This window comes from Streptomyces sp. NPDC053755 (assembly GCF_040677675.1).
Classification (GTDB): domain Bacteria; phylum Actinomycetota; class Actinomycetes; order Streptomycetales; family Streptomycetaceae; genus Streptomyces.
Window position 1 is genome coordinate 24,100 of record NZ_JBFASK010000046.1, and the last position, 15,666, is coordinate 39,765.

General features: G+C 73.0%; 13 protein-coding genes and 1 pseudogene. 9 read left to right on the top strand and 5 right to left on the bottom strand.

The genetic code is table 11. The annotated features are described in order from the left end of the window. Window positions 1-260: 260 nt before the first annotated feature. A pseudogene (locus AB0K65_RS29390) lies at window positions 261-590 on the top strand (helix-turn-helix domain-containing protein); the annotation flags it as partial. A 270-nt stretch (window positions 591-860) separates the two neighbouring features. On the opposite strand, the gene AB0K65_RS29395 reads toward AB0K65_RS29390, so the two are convergent. Beyond that, a complete protein-coding gene (locus AB0K65_RS29395; RefSeq protein WP_365721792.1) occupies window positions 861-1,466 on the bottom strand; it encodes a hypothetical protein in 606 nt (201 codons plus the stop codon). Between the two features lie 145 nt (window positions 1,467-1,611). Between AB0K65_RS29395 and AB0K65_RS29400 the strand changes: the two genes are divergently transcribed. The 4 genes from AB0K65_RS29400 (at window position 1,612) to AB0K65_RS29415 (ending at window position 6,023) form a co-directional block, all read left to right on the top strand. Then, window positions 1,612-2,916, top strand: coding sequence for a helix-turn-helix domain-containing protein (locus AB0K65_RS29400; RefSeq protein ID WP_365721794.1), 1,305 nt, complete (start codon window positions 1,612-1,614; stop codon window positions 2,914-2,916). Between the two features lie 141 nt (window positions 2,917-3,057). Then, window positions 3,058-4,215 carry an acyl-CoA dehydrogenase family protein gene (locus AB0K65_RS29405; RefSeq protein ID WP_365721796.1) on the top strand — a complete coding sequence of 386 codons (1,158 nt, stop codon included), beginning with the start codon at window positions 3,058-3,060 and terminating at the stop codon, window positions 4,213-4,215. Continuing rightward, entirely contained in the window at window positions 4,216-5,076 is an 861-nt protein-coding gene (gene tesB, locus AB0K65_RS29410) for an acyl-CoA thioesterase II (RefSeq protein ID WP_365721798.1), read from the top strand. 23 nt (window positions 5,077-5,099) lie between these two features. Further along, a complete protein-coding gene (locus tag AB0K65_RS29415; RefSeq protein WP_365721800.1) occupies window positions 5,100-6,023 on the top strand; it encodes a cation diffusion facilitator family transporter in 924 nt (307 codons plus the stop codon). A gap of 53 nt (window positions 6,024-6,076) precedes the next feature. Here AB0K65_RS29415 and AB0K65_RS29420 read toward each other — a convergent pair whose 3' ends face one another. The 3 genes from AB0K65_RS29420 to AB0K65_RS29430 form a co-directional block, all read right to left on the bottom strand. Beyond that, window positions 6,077-6,862 (bottom strand): phosphatase, encoded by a 786-nt coding sequence (locus tag AB0K65_RS29420; RefSeq protein WP_365721802.1) that lies wholly within the window; start codon window positions 6,860-6,862, stop codon window positions 6,077-6,079. 57 nt (window positions 6,863-6,919) lie between these two features. Continuing rightward, window positions 6,920-8,122, bottom strand: a complete 1,203-nt coding sequence (locus AB0K65_RS29425) for a DUF418 domain-containing protein (RefSeq protein WP_365721804.1) — start codon at window positions 8,120-8,122, stop codon at window positions 6,920-6,922. Between the two features lie 129 nt (window positions 8,123-8,251). After that, window positions 8,252-8,851, bottom strand: a complete 600-nt coding sequence (locus AB0K65_RS29430; RefSeq protein WP_365721806.1) for a TetR/AcrR family transcriptional regulator — start codon at window positions 8,849-8,851, stop codon at window positions 8,252-8,254. 87 nt (window positions 8,852-8,938) lie between these two features. Here AB0K65_RS29430 and AB0K65_RS29435 point away from each other — a divergent pair, with 87 nt between their 5' ends. The 4 genes from AB0K65_RS29435 to AB0K65_RS29450 are packed head-to-tail and all read left to right on the top strand — an operon-like array spanning window position 8,939 to window position 14,598. Next, window positions 8,939-10,546: a carboxyl transferase domain-containing protein gene (locus tag AB0K65_RS29435; RefSeq protein WP_365721808.1), complete on the top strand. Its 1,608-nt coding sequence runs from the start codon at window positions 8,939-8,941 to the stop codon at window positions 10,544-10,546. Window positions 10,547-10,553: 7 nt separating this feature from the next. After that, entirely contained in the window at window positions 10,554-12,491 is a 1,938-nt protein-coding gene (locus tag AB0K65_RS29440; RefSeq protein ID WP_365721810.1) for a biotin carboxylase N-terminal domain-containing protein, read from the top strand. Further along, entirely contained in the window at window positions 12,488-13,435 is a 948-nt protein-coding gene (locus AB0K65_RS29445; RefSeq protein ID WP_365721812.1) for a hydroxymethylglutaryl-CoA lyase, read from the top strand. Before AB0K65_RS29440 ends, AB0K65_RS29445 begins: the two co-directional genes overlap by 4 nt. A gap of 2 nt (window positions 13,436-13,437) precedes the next feature. Beyond that, window positions 13,438-14,598, top strand: coding sequence for an acyl-CoA dehydrogenase family protein (locus tag AB0K65_RS29450; protein WP_365721814.1), 1,161 nt, complete (start codon window positions 13,438-13,440; stop codon window positions 14,596-14,598). Window positions 14,599-15,142: 544 nt separating this feature from the next. Here the strand turns inward: AB0K65_RS29450 and AB0K65_RS29455 are convergent. Beyond that, entirely contained in the window at window positions 15,143-15,448 is a 306-nt protein-coding gene (locus tag AB0K65_RS29455; protein WP_365721816.1) for a cupin domain-containing protein, read from the bottom strand. Window positions 15,449-15,666 lie beyond the last annotated feature (218 nt).

The following is a 15,666-nucleotide window of genomic DNA, read 5'->3' on the forward strand; positions in this document are numbered from 1 at the left end:
CGGAAGCCCGGGGACGCGAAGCCGCCACACCGGAAGCCCGGGGACGCGAAGCCGCCACACCGGAAGCCCGGGGACGCGAAGCCGCCGGCACGGTGGAAGCGGTGAGTGGTGCCACCGGCACACGGTCGGGCCGGGCACGGCCGGACGGCACCCCCGTGACCGTCCGGCTCCTGTTCCCGGCCTCCTCCCCCGTCACCGCTCAGCCCGGCTGGTTCCTCGGGGCCGGCTTCCCCGTCGAGGCGGGCGACCTCGCCGTCGGCGACGCGCAGGCCGCGCGGGCGCTGCGGAGAGCGGAGGCCACGCGGACGGGGCTCGTGCGGCACCGCGCGACCGGGCTCGGCGGGCTCGTGGACGGCGACGAGGCGGCCGCGTACGCCCGCTCGCTCCTGGCACCGCTGACCGAGCCACTCGTCGGGACCCTGCGGACCTGGCTGTCGCTGCACGGCAGCTGGGACCGGACGGCGGTGGCGATGGGCATCCACCGCAACACCGTCCGCCAGCGTGTCGCCCGCTGCGCGGCGCTCCTCGGCCGGGACCTGGACGACGCCGACGTACGCATGGAGCTGTGGTTCGCGCTCAGGACGGTGTAGTCCGAAGCCGGATCCACGATCGGCGGCTACGCGGTGTCGCCCCTCCCCATGCGCCGCCCTGGCCCGTCGAGCCGGGCGAGGCCGTCTTCCCCGCACCCGCCACCCCGGACCGCCCGTCCGGCATCGGCTCGGCGACACCCCTCCGCACGGCCCACGGCCGGGTCGTGCGGCATCCCGGCGGCATGCCGGCCCCCTCCGCCGCAGGAAGGGGCACGGCAGCGCCGCGTGCGGGTCCGGCCGCGCGCCTCGGAGCCGTGGTGAGCCCCCGGATCAGTAGAGCTTGTTGACGGCGGTCTTCGTCGTCGTGCGGAAGGCGGTCAGCGGGGCGTCATCGAAGTCGCCCATCTGACCCCAGCGGACGAGGGTGACGGTGCGGCCGTCGCGGCCGACGGAGAAGAGGTGGATGTCGGTGATGCCGATCTGGGGGTCGGCGGTGTCCAGGCTGTAGACCCAGGCGCCCTCCTCGACGGCGAGCTTGCCGTGGTAGGCGCTGACGGCGTCCAGGCCCGGGTTCTGCCGCTCCAGCGCGGGCCCGCAACCGGCGAGGGACGTGCGGAGGGTGTCGACCAGCTTCACGGCGTCGGCCTCGGTGCGGGCGACGGTGGTGATCTGGACGCCGTTGGTGTCGAGCTCGGTGCTGAACTCGCGGTAGCGGGTGTTCTGCGCCGGGATCTTGTACGGGGCGCAGAGGACGCCGCCGTTCTCCGGGACGCCGGTGAAGACCTGGGTGGCGGTCCACGGCGTCGACGACGGCGGCATCTGGGAGGCGGCGAGGAAGGCGGGCTGGGCGGCGGCCTGCGCCGGGGCCGTGGCGAGGGCCGCGAGGCCCAGGGCGGCAGCGGCGGCGGTGGCGAGTGCGGTACGGAGCCTGTTCATGGTGGTGGATCCCCCGTCGGGTCGTTCGGTCAGTGCTCCACCAGCCTCGGGCCGGCGCCCGCCGCCTGCAACGGTGACGCGCCCATGCTCCGTCCCGGAACCATTCCACCCCCGCTGACGTGCAAGGACGTGAAGGGTGGGACGCATGACCGAGGGGGATGGAATGCCGAAGGACGCCGCAGTCGAGGAGTTCGCGCGGCTCGTGCGCGGGCTGAAGGCGCGGGACGGGCGCAGTTACGAGGCGCTGGGCAGACGCCTGAGCGTCAGCGCGTCCACCCTCCACCGCTACTGCTCGGGCGCGACCGTCCCGGAGGAGTTCGCCGTGGTCGACCGCCTCGCCCTGCTGTGCGGGGCGGACGAGGAGGAGCGGCGGTCCCTGGAGGCGGCCTGGAGCCGCGCCGACCGCACCCGTCGCCCGCCGGTGCCGCTGCCCGACGCGGAGCCCGTGTCCCACGCGGAGTCCGTGCCCGACGCGGAGCCGAAGCCGACCCCGGAGCCCGACGCCGAGCCCGTGCCCGGCCCGACACCGGCACCGACACCGACACCGAAGCCGACGCCCACGCCTGCGCCTGCGCCTGCGTCCGAGCCCGTGCCCGGCCTGGAACCGGAGCCTGCGTCCGAGCCCCAGCCCGAACCCATCCCCACGCCCGAGCTGGACCCCGTGCACGCGCGCGTGCCGGGCCCCCCGTCCGCGCGGCGGAGGCGCCGGTGGGGGTGGCTGGGCCTGGTCGGCGGGACGCTGGCGGTCGTGGGGACGGTGACGCTCGGAGCCGTACTCCTGCCCGGGAAGACCGGCGAGCGGGCCGCCGAACCCCCGGCGCCGCTGACGTGGACGGTCGCCTCGCACATCTACAAGGACGGGTGCGGGCACACCTACCTCGCGGAGCGGACGCCCCCTCCCCCGCCGGGGTCGGCCGACGCGCGGAGCTGGGCGGCGGCGCAGGGGGCCGTGGACGGCGGGGAGACGCTGGTGCGGGTGTCGGTGCAGGGGAAGAGCGCGGCGGCGGTGGTGCTCCAGGCGCTGCACGTGCGGGTGGTGGAGCGGGGCGCGCCGCTGCCGTGGACCGCGTACCGGATGGGCGGCGGGTGCGGCGGGGCGGTGACGCCGCGCCGTTTCGAGGTGGACCTGGACCGGCCGCGGCCGGTGGCGCGGGCGCTGGACGGGTACGACGCCTCCGGGGAGGAGGGCCGGACGCTCCCGGCGGTCTCCTTCCCGTACGCGGTCAGCGCCGCCGAGCCGGAGGAGCTGCTGGTCTCGGCGGGGGCGGTGGCGTGCGACTGCCGCTGGTACCTGGAGCTGGAGTGGAGCTCGGAGGGGCGCCGGGGCACGGTCCGGATCGGGGACGAGGACGGCGCCCCCTTCCGCACGAGCGGTCTGCGGGGCCGTCCGGTGTGGGAGTACGACCCCGTCGGCCTCCGCTGGGTCCGCGGCGAGGTGCCCGGCGAGTGAGCGGACGTGATCTGGGCAACCCTGGGCGCCCCAGATCTGGACAGCGGCGCGAACCCACCGGTAACTTGACTGAGCAAGCGCTTAGGCATTGCGCGTCAGGCATCCAGGCCCAGGCACCCAGGACTCCGAAGGAGGCGGCTCGTGCGCCGTACCGTATTCAACGAGGACCACGAGGCGTTCCGGGAGACCATCCGCGCCTTCATCGAGGCCGAGGTCGTCCCCGTCTACGACGAGTGGTTCGCCGCGGGCCAGGCGCCGCGCGACTTCTACTACAAGCTCGGCGAGCTGGGTGTCTTCGGCATCAACGTCCCCGAGGAGTTCGGCGGCGCGGGCCTGGACACGCACAAGTTCGAGGCCGTCCTCTACGAGGAGACCTCCCGCGCGGGCGTGAACTTCGGCGGTTCCGGCGTGCACGTGCTGCTCGCCCTGCCGTACATCAAGATGCTCGCCTCCGACGAGCAGAAGAAGCGTTACCTCCCGAAGTTCGTCTCCGGTGAGGAGATGTGGGCCCTGGCGATGACCGAGCCGGGCACCGGCTCCGATGTCGCGGGCATGAAGACCACCGCCAAGCTCTCCGAGGACGGCACGCACTACGTCCTCAACGGCGCCAAGACCTTCATCACCGGCGGCGTGCACGCCGACCGTGTGATCGTCTGCGCCCGCACCTCCGCGCCGACGGCCGAGGACCGCCGCTTCGGCATCTCCCTCTTCGCCGTGGACACCAAGTCCGAGGGCTACTCCATCGGCCGCAAGCTGGACAAGCTCGGCCTGCGCACCTCCGACACCGCCGAGCTGGCGTTCGTCGACGTGAAGGTGCCGGTCGAGGACCTGCTCGGCGAGGAGAACAAGGGCTTCTACTACCTCGGCCACAACCTCGCCTCCGAGCGCTGGGGCATCGCCTTCGGCGCCTACGCGCAGGCCAAGGCCGCCGTCCGCTTCGCGCAGCAGTACGTGCAGGAGCGCACGGTCTTCGGCAAGCCGGTCGCGCACTTCCAGAACACGAAGTTCGAACTGGCCGCCTGCCAGGCCGAGGTGGACGCCGCCGAGGCCGTCGCCGACCGCGCCCTGGAGGCGCTGGACGCCGGCGAGCTGACGCCGGCCGAGGCCGCCAGCGCCAAGCTGTTCACCACCGAGGTCGCGCACCGCGTCATCGACCGCTGCCTCCAGCTGCACGGCGGCTACGGCTACATGAACGAGTACCCGATCGCCCGCCTGTACGCCGACAACCGCGTCAACCGCATCTACGGCGGTACGAGCGAGATCATGAAGTCGATCATCGCCAAGTCGATGGGCCTGTAAGTGCCCGAGGCTCTGGACGCCCTGCTCGATCTGCTCGACCTCGAGCGGATCGAGCAGGACATCTTCCGGGGACAGTCCCGCTCCGCCGTCGTCCCCCGCGTCTTCGGCGGCCAGGTGGCCGCCCAGGCGCTGGTCGCGGCGGGCCGGACCGTCCCCGAGGACCGGCTGGTCCACTCCCTGCACGCGTATTTCCTGCGCGCCGGGGACCCGGGCGCGCCGATCGTCTACACGGTCGACCGCATCCGTGACGGCCGCTCCTTCACCACCCGGCGCGTCGTCGCCGTCCAGCACGGACAGCCCATCTTCCACTTCTCCGCGTCCTTCCAGACGTACGAGTCGGGCCTTGAGCACCAGTACGACATGCCGGCCGCTCCGGACCCGGAGACCCTTCCGACGGCCGCCGAGACGCTGCCGCGCCACCTCCCCGCCCACGTGGCCGAGCGGCTGATCGAGGCGCGCGCGGCGGTGGACCTGCGCTATGCCGACGTGCCGCCGTGGGGCAGCGTCGGGGAGCCGCGCGAGCCGCGCTCCCAGGTGTGGTTCCGCACCAACGGCAAGCTGGCCGACGACCCCCTGCTGCACGTCTGCCTGGCGACCTACGTGTCCGACATGACGCTGCTCGACTCGGTGCTCCTCGCCCACGGGCGGGGCGGCTGGGCGGTCGGGGACGTGGTGGGCGCGTCGCTGGACCACGCGATGTGGTTCCACCGGCCCTTCCGGGCCGACGAGTGGCTGCTGTACGACCAGGAGTCGCCGTCCGCCTCGGGCGGGCGCGGGCTGGGCCAGGCGCGCATCTACACGCGGGACGGGCAGCTGGCCATCTCCGTCATCCAGGAGGGTGTCGTTCGCGTTCCGCGCTGATGATCGGACATACCGTCCGAAGCATGGCGCAGAACGGTGAGAGCACGTTCACGGTGATCGTGGCGGCGGTGGCGAACCTCGGCATCGCCGCCGCCAAGGCGGTCGCGGGCCTGATCAGCGGATCGAGCGCGATGCTCTCCGAGGCCGCCCACTCGGTCGCCGACACGGTCACCGAGGTCATGCTGCTGACCGCCCTCAAGCGGAGCGCGAAACCGGCCGACGAGGACCACCCGCTCGGATACGGCGGCGAACGCTACGTCTGGGCGCTGCTCGCCGCCGTCGCCACCTTCGTCGGCGGCGCGGTCTTCTCCGTCTACGACGGCGTCCACACCCTGACCCATGGCGAGGAGCCGGGCGACCCCCTCGTCTCGTACGTCGTGCTCGGCGTCGCCTTCCTCCTGGAGAGCTACTCGCTGCGCACGGGGCTCAGACAGGTCAAGGGCGAGGCGCAGCGGGTGCGGGCGCCGTTCGGGCGCTATCTGCGGCTGACGCCGGACACCACCGTCAAGGCGGTGGTCATGGAGGACTCGGCCGCGCTGGTGGGCCTGCTGCTGGCGGCCGGCGGCCTGCTCGGCGGTCAGATCACCGGCTCGGGCGTGTGGGACGGCATCGCCTCGATCCTCATCGGCGTGCTGCTCGTGTACGTCGCGTGGGTGCTGGGCCGCTCCAACGCGCAGCTGCTGATCGGACGCCCGCTGCCGCGCGGGATGCGGGAGGAGGTGGTGGAGGAGCTGCTCACCGTGCCGCACATCATCGGCGTGCTGGAGCTGACCACGCTCATCCAGGGCCCGGACGAGGTCATGATCGCCGCGAAGATCGACTTCCGGGACGTCGCCTCGGCGGGTCAGGTCGAGTGGGCCTGCGAGGAGGCCGAGCAGCAGCTGAGGGAACGTTTCCCGGCGGTCAGCCGGGTGTACCTGGATCCCACCCCCGCCCGCCGGACATGACGCGCCGCGTGGGGGCGATCGGCCCGCGGGGCAGCGGCGGGGGCGGGGTGGCGTCAGCCCTGCGTCAGGCCCGCCGCGTCCAACAGGTAGGCGGTCATCGGCTCGTAGTGGCGCGGGTCGACGACGTGGTCGTCGAGCGGGATGGTGACCTGCATCGTGCCCTCGGCCTCGCCGATGAAGAGGGCGGGGTCGTTGCAGTCGGCGTAGCCCACGGAGTCGATCCCGCGCTGCCCGGCCCGTCCGGCCCAGCCGTGGTCGGCGACCACGAGGTCGGGCCGCGGCTCGCCCATGAGCTCCAGGCCGTCGAGGATCGCGTTCATGGGCTCCGGCGAGTGGGTGTGCCAGAGGGTCGCGCCCCGCTCGAAGACGGCGACGTCGGCGAACTGCACGACGTACCCCTCGTCCGCGGTGAGTCCGCCGGGAATCCGCACGATCTCGCAGCCGGCCGCCCGCAGCCCTGCGGCGACCCGGCTGTGGGCGTCGATCAGCGCGCCGGGGTGCCCGGTCGCGAACAGCACCCGCTCCTTGGCGGCGGCGGCCTTGCGCAGCCGGGCGGCCATCCGGTCGAGGCCGTCGACCGTCAGCTCGGGGTCGATGGTGTCCTGGCCGGTCCGGTGGGCGGGGTCGTCGTTCACGCCGCACCGCTCGGCCATGACGGCGAGCACGTCCTGCTCGTCCGTCCACCGGTCGCCCAGCTCCAGGCCCAGCCAGTAGTGCCGGTCGCCGTTGGCGAGCTTGCGGTAGTGCGAGAGGTTGTTGTCGCGCGGGGTGGCGACGTCCCCCGCGATCCGGGTCCGGACGAGGTGCTCGACGAGGGCGGGGCGGCTGAGTATCGGCATGATGCACATTCTGCCGTCCGCCACGGCCCGTGGCCGCCTCGTTTCGCCCCGTGGACGTCAGCTTCGGGTCCGGCGGCCCTGGTCGGGGTGTCCCGCCAGGGTTACCGCGCGCAGCAGCCACTCCACCGGGCCGAGCCGGTGGCGGCGCATCAGCCACGCGCTGAGGAGCAGCTGTCCCGCGTACAGGACCAGGGCGCCGCCGAGGACGGCGACCGCGCCGACCCGGCCGTAGAGGGCGAGTCCGTAGCCCGTGAAGACGAGGGCCAGGACGAGGGACTGTGTCAGGTAACCGGTGAGCGCCATGCGGCCTGCGGGGGCCAGCAGCCTGCGGGTGGCGGCGCCGCGCGGCGTCCGCATCCACAGCAGGAGGGCGCTGCCGTACGCGGCGGTGAGCGCCGGGGCGGTGACCATGCCGACGACGAAGGTGAGGGTCTCCCAGCGGTACGGGAGCACTCCGGTCGCGCCGGCCGCCATGAGGAGCGAGCCCGGCAGGCCGCAGACCACTCCGTAGACGCCGATGCGCCGCAGCCGGTCGGTGCCGAGGGTCTCCCCGGCGAGCAGCCGCCGTCTGCCCGCCGCGGCGCCCGCCAGCAGGGCCGCGGTGATCAGGCCGCCCGCGAAGAGGAAGGCGCCCACGACCTCGGACCAGGCGGACAGGTGGGCGGCGATGACGTCGGCCGGGGCGCCCCGGTAGGCCTCGGTCAGCCGCGCGGTCTGAGCGCTCGTGTCCGGTGCGCCGTCGGCGCCGTCCCCGGTCAGGAGCGTCAGCAGGGCGGCGGCGGCGAGCAGCAGCGCGGAGGTCGCCGCGTGGACCCATCGGGCGGCGGTCCACAACCGGCCGGCGGAGGCTCCGCGCGCGGCGAGGAGGATCAGGCCGAGGACGGCGTACATGGTCAGGATGTCGCCGGTGTAGAGCAGCACGAAGTGCAGGAGCCCCAGGACGAACAGGCCGAGGAGCCGGCGCAGCATCCGGGGGACGAAGCGCGCCCCGGCCCGCTCGGCGGACTCCTGCTGGAGGGTGAAGCTGTAGCCGAAGAGGAACGAGAAGAGCAGGTAGAACTTCGTCTCCACGAACGCGGTGACCAGGCCCTTGGCCACCAGGTCGGCCGTGTCGCCGGGGACGGCCGGGACGCCGGCGATGACCAGCGCGTTCACCACCAGGATGCCGCCGAGCGCGAAGCCGCGCAGGGCGTCCACCTCCTGGATGCGCCGGCCGCCCTCCGCCGGAAGGGTGACGGCGTCCGTCGCTTCTCGTGCCATGGCCGTGCCCCCGTGCTCGGTCGTCTGGGTCGTGTGCGAAGAGGCCCGCCCGGCGCGCGGCTAGGGCGTGTCTCGAAAGGAGCGCCGTCCGCCCGAAGGGCGGGGCAGGCGGGACTTTCGAAACACGCCCTAGGGCGTGTCCGAGCGGACGGACAGGGCGCCGAAGGCGCCGTGCGCGAGGCGGCGCAGCAGCTCCTCCGTCGCGGTGCGTCCCAGCGCCGCGAGGTAGGGCGTGGAGTTCAGCAGACCGAAGACCGCGTGCACGGCCGCGCGGGCCTCGCTCTCGGTCGCGGTCGGGTGGAGCTCCCGTACGACCGCCACCCACAGCTCCACGTACTGCCGCTGGAGCTGGCGCACCCGCTTGCGGTCCTCGTCCTTGAGCCGGTCCAGCTCGCGGTCGTGCAGCGTGATCAGGGGCCGGTCGTCCAGGGCGAAGTCGATGTGCCCGTCGATGAGGGAGCCGAGCAGCGCCCGGGGGTCGCCGGTCGTCTCGCCGACGCGGAGCCGTCCGCCGTCGAGGAGCCGTTCGCTGATACCGACGAGCAGCTCGGCCAGCATGGCGTCCTTGCCGGGGAAGTGGCGGTAGAGGCCGGGGCCGCTGATGCCGACGGCGGCTCCTATCTCGTCGACGCCCACGCCGTGGAAGCCGCGCTCGGCGAAGAGGCGGGCGGCCTCTTTGAGGATCTGCTCGCGTCGCGTCGGTGCGTCAACCCTGGCGGTGGTGGTCATGGGATCGATTCTAGACAACGCGGTTAGCGGTCGTTAACCTGAACGACATACGTTAACGCTCATTAACCGAGCAAGGGAGCTCAGTCGATGCAGCAGGCACCTGTGCTGACGAGCGCGGCGGACCCCGCCTCGCCGGCCTGGCAGGCCAACGAGGCAGCCCACCACGAGCTGGCCGCGACCCTGCGCGCCAAGCTCGCGGAGGCCGCGCTCGGCGGCGGCGAGAAGGCCCGCGCCCGGCACACCGCGCGCGGCAAGCTGCTGCCGCGGGACCGGGTGGACACGCTTCTGGACCCGGGCTCGCCCTTCCTGGAGCTGGCCCCGCTCGCCGCGCACGGCATGTACGGCGACCAGGCCCCGGCGGCCGGGGTCATCGCGGGCATCGGACGGGTCTCGGGCCGCGAGGTCGTGATCGTCGCCAACGACGCGACGGTCAAGGGCGGCACCTACTACCCGATGACCGTGAAGAAGCACCTGCGGGCCCAGGAGGTGGCGCTGGAGAATCGTCTCCCCTGCCTCTACCTCGTGGACTCGGGCGGCGCCTTCCTGCCGCTCCAGGACGAGGTCTTCCCCGACCGGGAGCACTTCGGCCGGATCTTCTACAACCAGGCCCGGATGTCCGGCGCCGGCATCCCGCAGATCGCGGCCGTCCTCGGGTCGTGCACGGCCGGCGGCGCGTACGTCCCGGCGATGAGCGACGAGGCCGTGATCGTCCGGAACCAGGGCACGATCTTCCTGGGCGGCCCGCCGCTGGTGAAGGCCGCGACCGGCGAGGTCGTGACGGCCGAGGAGCTGGGCGGCGGCGAGGTCCACTCCCGTACGTCGGGGGTCACCGACCACCTCGCCGAGGACGACGCCCACGCGCTGCGGATCGTCCGGAACATCGTCGCGACGCTCCCCGACCGCGGCCCGCTGCCCTGGTCGGTCGAGCCGGTCGTGGAGCCGAAGGTCGACCCGGCCGGACTGTACGGCGCGGTGCCGGTGGACTCCCGCACGCCCTACGACGCCCGCGAGATCATCGCGCGGATCGTGGACGGCTCGCGCTTCCAGGAGTTCAAGTCGGAGTACGGACAGACGCTGGTCACGGGCTTCGCCCGGATCCACGGCCACCCGGTGGGGATCGTCGCCAACAACGGCATCCTGTTCTCCGAATCCGCCCAGAAGGGCGCCCACTTCATCGAGCTGTGCGACCAGCGCGGCATCCCGCTGCTGTTCCTCCAGAACATCTCCGGCTTCATGGTGGGCCGGGACTACGAGGCCGGCGGCATCGCCAAGCACGGCGCCAAGATGGTCACGGCCGTGGCCTGCACCCGGGTCCCGAAGCTGACGGTCGTCGTCGGCGGTTCGTACGGCGCGGGCAACTACTCGATGTGCGGCCGGGCCTACTCCCCCCGTTTCCTGTGGATGTGGCCCAACGCCAAGATCTCGGTCATGGGCGGGGAGCAGGCCGCGTCCGTCCTCGCGACGGTCAAGCGGGACCAGCTCGGGGACGGATGGAGTGCCGAGGAGGAGGACGCCTTCAAGGCCCCCATCCGCGAGCAGTACGAGACGCAGGGCAACGCCTACTACGCGACGGCCCGGCTCTGGGACGACGGGGTCATCGACCCGATGGAGACCCGGCAGGTCGTCGGCCTCGCGCTCACCGCCTGCGCCAACGCCCCCCTGACCGAACCCGCCTTCGGCGTCTTCCGGATGTGAGTGACAGATGACCATGTTCGACACAGTCCTCGTCGCCAACCGCGGCGAGATCGCGGTCCGCGTCATCCGCACGCTGCGGGCCATGGGTGTCCGCTCGGTCGCCGTGTACAGCGACGCCGACGCCGACGCCCGCCACGTGCGGGAGGCCGACACGGCGGTGCGCCTCGGTCCCGCCCCCGCCGCCGAGTCCTACCTCTCCGGTGAACGGCTGATCGAGGCCGCGCGGCGTACCGGCGCGCAGGCGGTCCACCCCGGCTACGGCTTCCTCGCGGAGAACGCCGCGTTCGCCCAGGCGTGCGCGGACGCCGGCCTCGTCTTCATCGGGCCGCCGGCCCCGGCCATCTCGCTCATGGGCGACAAGATCCGGGCCAAGGAGACCGTGAAGGCGGCGGGCGTCCCCGTCGTGCCCGGCGCCGCCGACCCCGAGCTGGAGGCCGCCGCACGCGAGCTGGGCGCGCCGGTCCTGCTGAAGCCGTCGGCGGGCGGCGGCGGCAAGGGCATGCGCCTGGTGCGGGACCTGGCGGTGCTGACGGAGGAGATCGCGGCGGCTCGGCGCGAGGCCCGGTCCTCGTTCGGCGACGACACCCTGCTCGTGGAGCGGTGGATCGACCGGCCCCGGCACATCGAGATCCAGGTGCTGGCCGACGCCCACGGGAACGTCGTCCACCTCGGGGAGCGCGAGTGCTCCCTCCAGCGGCGCCACCAGAAGATCATCGAGGAGGCGCCCAGCGTCCTGCTCGACGAGGGCACGCGCGCCGCGATGGGCGCGGCGGCCGTGGAGGCGGCCCGGTCCTGCGGCTACGTCGGCGCCGGAACGGTCGAGTTCATCGTCCCGGGCGTGGACCCCTCCTCGTACTACTTCATGGAGATGAACACCCGCCTCCAGGTGGAGCACCCGGTGACGGAGCTGATCACCGGCATCGACCTGGTGGAGTGGCAGCTGCGGGTCGCCGCCGGGGAGCCCCTCTCCTTCGCACAGGCGGACGTACGGCTCGACGGCTGGGCGATCGAGGCACGGATCTGCGCGGAGGACCCCTCCCGCGGCTTCCTGCCGTCCGGCGGAACGGTCCTGTCGCTGAACGAGCCGCAGGGCGACGGGGTCCGCACGGATTCCGGGCTGAGCGAGGGCACGGAGGTCGGCAGCCTCTACGACCCGATGCTCTCGAAGGTCATCGTGCACGCCCCCGACCGCCCCACGGCGCTTCGCCGGCTGCGCGCGGCCCTCGCGGACACGGTGACCCTCGGCGTCCCGACCAACGCGGGCTTCCTGCGCAGGCTCCTGGCCCACAAGGACGTGGTCTCCGGCGACCTGGACACCGGCCTCGTGGAACGCGAGGCGGACGGCCTGGTCCCCAAGTCCGTACCGGACGAGGTCTACGCCGCGGCGGCCGCCGTACGGCTCGCCGGGCTGGCCCCCTCCCCCACGGCCGGCTGGACCGACCCGTTCTCGGTGCCGAACGGCTGGCGCGTGGGCGGCCGTCCGGCCCCCCTGGACTTCCCCTTCCGCATCGCGGGAGTCGAACCCGTCACGGCGCAGGCCCCCGCCGGGGCGAGGGTCACGGACGAGTCGGTCACCGTCCACCTCGACGGCCTCACCCATCGCTTCCGGCTCGCCCCGTCCCCGGACGGGATCTGGCTGGGCCGGGACGGGGACTCCTGGCACCTCCTCGACCACGACCCCGTCGCCGCCGCGCTCTCCGGCGCCCGGCTCGGGGGCGCCGACACGCTGGCCGCGCCCATGCCGGGGACCGTGACCGTCGTGAAGGTGTCCGTCGGGGAGGAGGTCGAGGCCGGGCAGAGCCTGCTCGTCGTCGAGGCCATGAAGATGGAGCACGTCATCTCCGCCCCGCACGCCGGCACCGTCACCGAGCTGGACGTCACGCCCGGCACCACCGTCGCCATGGACCAGATCCTGGCCGTGGTGACCCCGAGGGAGGAATCATGACCACGGGCCTGCCGATGACCGTGCCCGCCGCCGGGCTCCCCGCCCGGGTCCGCATCCACGAGGTGGGGGCCCGCGACGGGCTGCAGAACGAGCAGACCGTCGTGCCGACCGCCGTCAAGGCCGAGTTCGTCCGACGGCTCGCCGGCGCCGGGCTCACCACCGTCGAGGCGACCAGCTTCGTCCACCCCAAGTGGGTGCCCCAGCTGGCCGACGCCGAGGAGCTGTTCCCCCTCCTGCGGGGCCTGCCGGCCCGCCTTCCCGTGCTGGTCCCCAACGAGCGCGGCCTCGACCGCGCCCTCGCCCTCGGCGCGCGCGAGATCGCGGTCTTCGCCTCCGCCACCGAGTCCTTCGCCAAGGCCAACCTCAACCGGACCGTCGACGAGGCGCTGGCCATGTTCGCGCCGACCGTCACGCGGGCCATAGAGCAGGGCCTGAAGGTCCGCGGCTACCTCTCCATGTGCTTCGGCGACCCGTGGGAGGGCGCGGTCCCGGTCGAGCAGGTCGTCCGGGTCACCAAGGCGCTGGCCGAGATGGGCTGCGACGAGCTGAGCCTCGGCGACACCATCGGCGTCGCCACCCCCGGACACGTCGAGGCGCTGCTCACGGCGCTGAACGAGGCCGGGGTCCCCACCTCCCGGATCGCCGTGCACTTCCACGACACCTACGGCCAGGCGCTGTCCAACACCCTGGCCGCCCTCCGCCACGGCGTCACCACCGTCGACGCCTCCGCCGGCGGCCTCGGCGGCTGCCCGTACGCGAAGAGCGCCACGGGCAACCTCGCCACCGAGGACCTCGTGTGGATGCTCGACGGCCTCGGCATCGAGACCGGGGTCGACCTGGCCGCCCTCACCGCCACGAGCGTGTGGATGGCCGAACAGCTGGGCCGACCGAGCCCTTCCCGTACCGTCCGCGCGCTCGCGGCGAACTCTCACAAGGAGTCCTAGCCATGTCCCTCGACCACCGGCTCTCCGAAGAGCACGAGGAACTCCGCCGCACCGTGGAGGAGTTCGCCCACGACGTCGTCGCCCCGAAGATCGGCGACTACTACGAGCGGCACGAGTTCCCGTACGAGATCGTGCGCGAGATGGGCCGCATGGGCCTGTTCGGCCTCCCCTTCCCGGAGGAGTACGGCGGCATGGGCGGCGACTACCTCGCCCTCGGCATCGCGCTGGAGGAACTCGCGCGGGTCGACTCCTCCGTCGCCATCACCCTGGAGGCGGGCGTCTCCCTCGGCGCCATGCCGGTCTACCGCTTCGGCACCGAGGAGCAGAAGCGGGAGTGGCTGCCCCGGATGTGCTCCGGCGAGATCCTGGGCGCGTTCGGGCTGACCGAGCCGGGCGCCGGTTCGGACGCGGGCGGCACCCGCACCACCGCCGTGCGCGACGGCGACGAATGGGTCATCAACGGCTCGAAGTGCTTCATCACCAACTCCGGTACGGACATCACCGGCCTGGTCACCGTCACCGCCGTGACCGGCCGCAAGGAGGACGGCCGCCCGCTGATCTCCTCGATCATCGTGCCCTCCGGCACGCCCGGCTTCACCGTGGCCGCGCCCTACTCCAAGGTGGGCTGGAACGCCTCGGACACCCGCGAGCTGTCCTTCGACGGCGTACGGGTCCCGGCGGCGAACCTGCTGGGCGACGAGGGGCGCGGGTACGCCCAGTTCCTCCGGATCCTCGACGAGGGCCGGATCGCCATCTCGGCCCTGGCGACGGGCCTGGCGCAGGGCTGTGTGGACGAGTCGGTGAAGTACGCCAAGGAGCGCCACGCGTTCGGGCGCCCGATCGGCGACAACCAGGCGGTGCAGTTCAAGATCGCGGACATGGAGATGCGGGCGCACATGGCCCGGGTCGGCTGGCGTGACGCGGCCTCGCGGCTGGTCCTCGGCGAGCCGTTCAAGAAGGAGGCGGCGCTGGCGAAGCTGTACTCCTCGACGGTGGCGGTCGACAACGCCCGCGAGGCGACGCAGATCCACGGTGGCTACGGCTTCATGAACGAGTATCCGGTGGCGCGGATGTGGCGGGACTCCAAGATCCTGGAGATCGGCGAGGGCACGAGCGAGGTCCAGCGGATGCTGATCGCACGGGAGCTGGGCTTCACGGGCTGACGGAAGACGCGGGGGCGTGGGTGAGGGTGGGGCGAGGAGGAGCGCCCCACCCCGCCCGCCGGGGCAGGCGCACGGGGCGGGCAGGTGCCGGTGAGGTCACCGGGCTGCCCTGCTCTGCTCAGCGACTGCCAGTGCGTGGACGGCGGGGCTTCATGCCCGGCGGGGTGCCATGCCGGTAAGGGCGGGGCGGAAGCGAACCGTCCCGCATCCATCACCACACGGGGCGGATGCGGGTGGGACTCGCGAGGCAGGTGGGGCACTTCCCGGCCCGGACGGGCGCACGATGTGCAGGTGAGGGCCGCCCGGCCTGCCGCCTACCGCCCGGCGGTAGGCGGAGGCGGACCATCCCGCATCCATCGCCACGGATGCTGGTGGGACTCATGGGGCAGGTGGGGCAGGTCCCCGCCCGGACGGGCGCACGATGTGCAGGTGAGGGCTGTCGGTATGGCGTGCCGGTGGGTGCGTACCCGAGCGGGACGGACACCGTCGCCGGATGCCGGGCCCGGGGCTGATCCCCCATCGAGGGGCGGCCCGTGCCGGGCGTTCACGCCCCGGCCTTCTCCACGATCACCAACGTGCCCCGGCTGCCCGGGCCGACAGCGTGTCGAGCACCGGCCGGCACCCGGTACATCTCGCCCGTCTCCACCGCGACTTCGACGCCCTCCAACAGCAGTTCGAGCCGCCCGTCGAGCACCAGCAGCACCTCGGCGGCGGCGTGAACCTCTTCAGGGACCGAAGCGCTGTCCATGCGCAGGACTTTCATGCAGGCACCTCCCACCTCGGCCAAGGAGGAGGAACTCCAGGCGGCCGGCAGCGCGGCCGCCGTCTCCATGACATTGATCGAACTCATCGCATGCCTCCTTCGGGGCCGCTTCCACCCTGGTGTGAGCAGCCCGCGCATCGCCTTCCTCGGATGCCGGAAAGCTATCCGAGGAGGGACGATCGCCGGTCGACCGTTGGGTAAAACCTCCCACCGGCACCGGCTCCGGCTCCGGCTCCGGCTCCGAAGACAGGAGCCCCGTCCCCCACCGGCCGTCACCAGCGGGGCATGCAGTCCCACCAGCCGCC